The sequence below is a fragment of the Tepidimonas sp. genome (assembly GCF_046292505.1).
In the GTDB taxonomy this organism is placed as follows: Bacteria; Pseudomonadota; Gammaproteobacteria; order Burkholderiales; family Burkholderiaceae_C; genus Tepidimonas.
This window is the reverse complement of record NZ_JBKBQX010000135.1, coordinates 1-961: the sequence shown is the minus strand read 5'-3', so window position 1 is coordinate 961 and position 961 is coordinate 1. Positions and strand designations below refer to the sequence as shown.

2 protein-coding genes and 1 pseudogene are annotated in these 961 nt (G+C 63.2%); 2 read left to right on the top strand and 1 reads right to left on the bottom strand.

From position 1 onward, the window contains the following. Both ACK4TH_RS12285 and ACK4TH_RS12280 read left to right on the top strand, forming a co-directional pair. Positions 1-113 (top strand): DUF3489 domain-containing protein (locus tag ACK4TH_RS12285; RefSeq protein ID WP_409626859.1); only part of this gene is annotated, 113 nt, incomplete at its 5' end. A gap of 97 nt (positions 114-210) precedes the next feature. Continuing rightward, positions 211-579 (top strand): hypothetical protein, encoded by a 369-nt coding sequence (locus ACK4TH_RS12280; RefSeq protein WP_409626857.1) that lies wholly within the window; start codon positions 211-213, stop codon positions 577-579. 109 nt (positions 580-688) lie between these two features. Here ACK4TH_RS12280 and ACK4TH_RS12275 read toward each other — a convergent pair. Further along, positions 689-961, bottom strand: a pseudogene (locus tag ACK4TH_RS12275) (hypothetical protein); the annotation flags it as partial.

The window sequence follows — 961 nt, the reverse complement described above, 5'->3', positions numbered from 1 at the left end:
GGCAGGCGCACACGGTGCGCGGAACCTTCGCCGGGGCCTTCAAGAAGAAGCTCGGCCTGACCATCACCTCGGACAAGGAACAGGGCGGCGAGCGGGTGTACCGGATCGCCTGATCAGAAAGATCGAGAAAGAGGCCAAGCGGCGCTTGGCTACTCAATCGAACAGCGCGTTACTACGGGTGTCGCAACGATCAACCGCAAGGAGCCCACGATGGACAACACCAACCAGATCCCCGCCACCCGAAACGACGCCTGGGGCTTTTGGGGCACGATGAATGAGAACGCCGCCGCAGCCTGGCCGACGGCGATGACCGCGATCTCGGATGCCACGCACCAGCCCCTCGACTCAGTCCGGGCCTTCCTCGACAGCCGGCACGGACGCCACTTCGCGGACGATGTCCTGAACCAGATGCACGCCGGTCGCGCCCTGACGGACGCGATCCACGCCGCCACCGAGCAGTGGATGGGCTGGAAGATCGGACGCCAGACCAGCAAGGACTACGGCATCTCGCGCGGCCTGCCTTACCTGACGGGCTTCGTGATTCACTGCGAGATCGTCGAAGAAGAACTCGCCGCCTGAGGAGAACGACATGGCCGCAGTCACCACCAACCTGACCATCGAAGCCAACTACTATGAGTTTGTCGCCGAATTGACCGCGCTCACCCGCAAGTACGGGGTGGCAATCCAGTCAATCGGCGGCGTCATCCTTGCCGACCACGCCGACGAGTTCCGCAACGTCACTTACGTTGCCGATATCAGTAGCGGCGACCTCTACCCGAGTTTCCCCGAGTCCTGACAGATCGTCGAACGCCACCCCATCGGATTCGCGGGTGGCTTGTTGTCCGGTCCAGTCCTGCCAGCGGCGCACGATCACATCGACGTACTTCGGGTCGAGTTCGATCAAGCGCGCCAGCCGTCCCGATTTCTCAGCGGCGATCAACGTCGTGCCGGAGCCGCCGAA